This is a genomic window from Acinetobacter sp. S4400-12 (assembly GCF_024129495.1).
Taxonomy (GTDB): Bacteria; Pseudomonadota; Gammaproteobacteria; order Pseudomonadales; family Moraxellaceae; genus Acinetobacter; species Acinetobacter lwoffii_C.
Map to the genome: position 1 here is coordinate 1 of NZ_JAMXYB010000065.1, position 2,634 is coordinate 2,634.

At 36.6% G+C, this 2,634-nt stretch carries 3 protein-coding genes; all 3 read left to right on the top strand.

Translation table 11 applies throughout. The annotated features are described in order from the left end of the window. The first annotated feature begins 351 nt into the window (after positions 1-351). The 3 genes from NI461_RS14340 to NI461_RS13790 are packed head-to-tail and all read left to right on the top strand — an operon-like array spanning position 352 to position 2,563. A complete protein-coding gene (locus tag NI461_RS14340; RefSeq protein WP_227548238.1) occupies positions 352-852 on the top strand; it encodes a YfiR family protein in 501 nt (166 codons plus the stop codon). Positions 853-857: 5 nt separating this feature from the next. Continuing rightward, positions 858-2,072: a sensor domain-containing diguanylate cyclase gene (locus tag NI461_RS13785; RefSeq protein ID WP_151205246.1), complete on the top strand. Its 1,215-nt coding sequence runs from the start codon at positions 858-860 to the stop codon at positions 2,070-2,072. A 14-nt stretch (positions 2,073-2,086) separates the two neighbouring features. Then, the gene (locus NI461_RS13790; RefSeq protein ID WP_174660241.1) at positions 2,087-2,563 is read left to right on the top strand and encodes an OmpA family protein; all 477 of its coding nucleotides are present in this window, start codon (positions 2,087-2,089) and stop codon (positions 2,561-2,563) included. Positions 2,564-2,634 lie beyond the last annotated feature (71 nt).

The window sequence follows — 2,634 nt, forward strand, 5'->3', positions numbered from 1 at the left end:
TAATCTCTTAATGATCTTCTTACTGCTTCGTCAGCAGCAAGCTAGGTCGGCTATGTTACGCTTTCTTTGTAGAAAGTCAACCAGTAAATCCAATTATTTTTAAACTCATTCAAGACACTTAAATTTAACACCTTGTGCTAAACCCTTGTTTCTTAACAAGTTTTAATCTTCATCACTGCCGATGGATGTGCATTCTACAGCATTTAAGAGAGCTTGCAAGTACTTTTTTTACATAAATATTACGAATGGTGTATTTTTATACTAATTTACCGGAACTGCATCTTTTTGCTCTATTATTACTCAAAGAATTTCATTAAAATGCGAACTAATCCTCATTTTTTAAACATTTTCATGCACAACTCACTCAGAAAGTTATTTTTACTAGTAATAGCTATAACCTTCTGTTTTAGTTTAAAAGCCAACTCGGTTCAAAATTCTTATCAAATCACAGTTTCTATACTCAGTTATGTGAAGTGGCCTGTATCCACCCCAAAGCTGTGCGTCTTAGATGACGGCAATGCTTATACCCAGCTTAAAAATCAGCTCAGACACTCCAATCTCCTCATGGAGACTAAATTACTTACAAGTAATCAAATTAAAAATACCATTTGTCATGCAGTTTTTTTTAGTCAGTCTACTCCAGAATTTGAACAACACATTATTAATCAATCTGCGAATAAGCAGGTCATTACCTTCAGCACCTCAAATGTAGAATGTGAAATTGGTAGCACGTTTTGCCTCATGTATTCCAAATCGGGGAATGCCATTTTCAAGGTGAATCTGGATAGTTTGACTCGCTCCAAAGTGCATATAGATCCCCGTGTATTACTGCTTGCACGTAATCAGGAGTGATATGAATGATTAATAATTTTTATAAATCAACCTCCTTACAACAGTTATTCAAGAAATCACAATTTACAATTTTTGCTATTACTTTTCTGATTTCGACTTTAACCTTGGTCAGCATTTCAGTGCTGACTGTAGAATCTTCTGCAAAGCAGAGTCTGCAATTGATCAGTCAAACAGCTGCTGAACGTATTCAACCTGCTCTGGTTTTTAATGATCGAGTGACTATTTCTAAAATACTGATTGAATACACCAACGATTATCATATTCGCTATATTGGGCTATACGACCAGAAGCAAAACCTGTTAGCGAAAAGCCAAAAAGACAATGATTACTATTATCCGCTACAAGCTTTGTTTGATCGCATTTTTCTGAGTGAAGCTATAGAGGTCCCTGTTTACCATCTCGGTAAAAATATCGGTACAGTGGTTGTATACGGTAGTTCCGCACAAATACTAAGTTTTATTATCAAAGTATTTTTCGGTCTGATGGTGGGCATACTGTTCATTCTTTTCACTTTAGCCAAGTCCGTTAATTCAACTTATCGCTTTATTATGCAATCGATTTCGCCACTGATTCAGATTGCCCATTTAATCAATCAACAAAATGCGTACAATCTGCGCTTTCCCCAAAATGATATTAAAGAATTCAACGAATTGAATATGGTATTCAATCATTTGTTAGAAGAAATTCAAGCCTGGAATACTCATTTGCAAAACGAAAACCATGCGCTTTCTCATCAAGCCTTGCATGATTATCTTACAGAACTCCCTAACCGCAATTACTTTTATCAAGAGTTAAGCAAGCTGTTTAGCAGAATTCCCCCTGCGCCTTCTGCCCTGATTTATGTAGATAATAATAATTTTAAACAGATCAATGATGAATATGGGCATGTGATTGGAGATGAGGTCCTGAAGGAAACAGCCAGAAGATTAAAACACAATATACGCCAGACCGATTTTGTGGCTCGTCTCGGCGGAGATGAATTTGCCATTATTCTCCATGATATGACCCGCGTGGATCAATTGACTTCAATCGCTAAAAACCTTATTCAGTGTTGCGAGGAGCCTTTAATCCATAATGGACAAATAATTTCTTTTAGCTTTAGTTTAGGTATATCCATCAGTATTAATGCTGCTGATGCAAAAGAATTAATCATGCAAGCCGATCAGGCCATGTATCAAGCAAAATCATTAAAACACCACTGGTGTATTTACCAAAAATGATCACAGGTAAGACTATGCATATGATAAAAACTTCAATTATTCTTCTACTTACCACCTTGTTAAGTGCCTGCTTAAGCTTTGGGCCACTTAATTATCAACAAACAAAAATGTTGAAAAAGGAAGGTTTTGTGCTAACAGAAGAGGGCTGGAGTCTAGGCTTACCAGAAAGCCTGATTTTCAGTTTTGATCATTTCATTATTACTGCCCAGCAAAACCAGGAGCTCACCCGGCTGGCACAACAGCTTAAAAGCTATAAGCTGGAAAAGCTGAACATTATTGGCCATACGGATGATATCGGTGACCCCACCTATAACCTAGAGCTCTCTAAAAACCGTGCATCCAATGTGGCAGATATCTTCCTTCAACAAGGTTTTAATCCTAAAAACATTCAGGTTATCGGGCGCGGTTCATCACAACCTTTGGTTCCCAACAACTCAAATAAAAACCGTGCTGAAAATCGAAGAGTCACCATTAACCTGAGTTCGATATAAAAAAGAGTATAAAAAAAAGCCTTGTATTTGTAACATATTGGTTATCAAGACAAAATGTTATAAAACAAGGC

Coding starts and splice junctions, on each gene's coding strand:
- NI461_RS14340 (WP_227548238.1), top strand. CDS start 352: ATGCACAACTCACTCAGAAAGTTATTTTTACTAGTAATAGCTATAACC.
- NI461_RS13785 (WP_151205246.1), top strand. CDS start 858: ATGATTAATAATTTTTATAAATCAACCTCCTTACAACAGTTATTCAAG.
- NI461_RS13790 (WP_174660241.1), top strand. CDS start 2,087: ATGCATATGATAAAAACTTCAATTATTCTTCTACTTACCACCTTGTTA.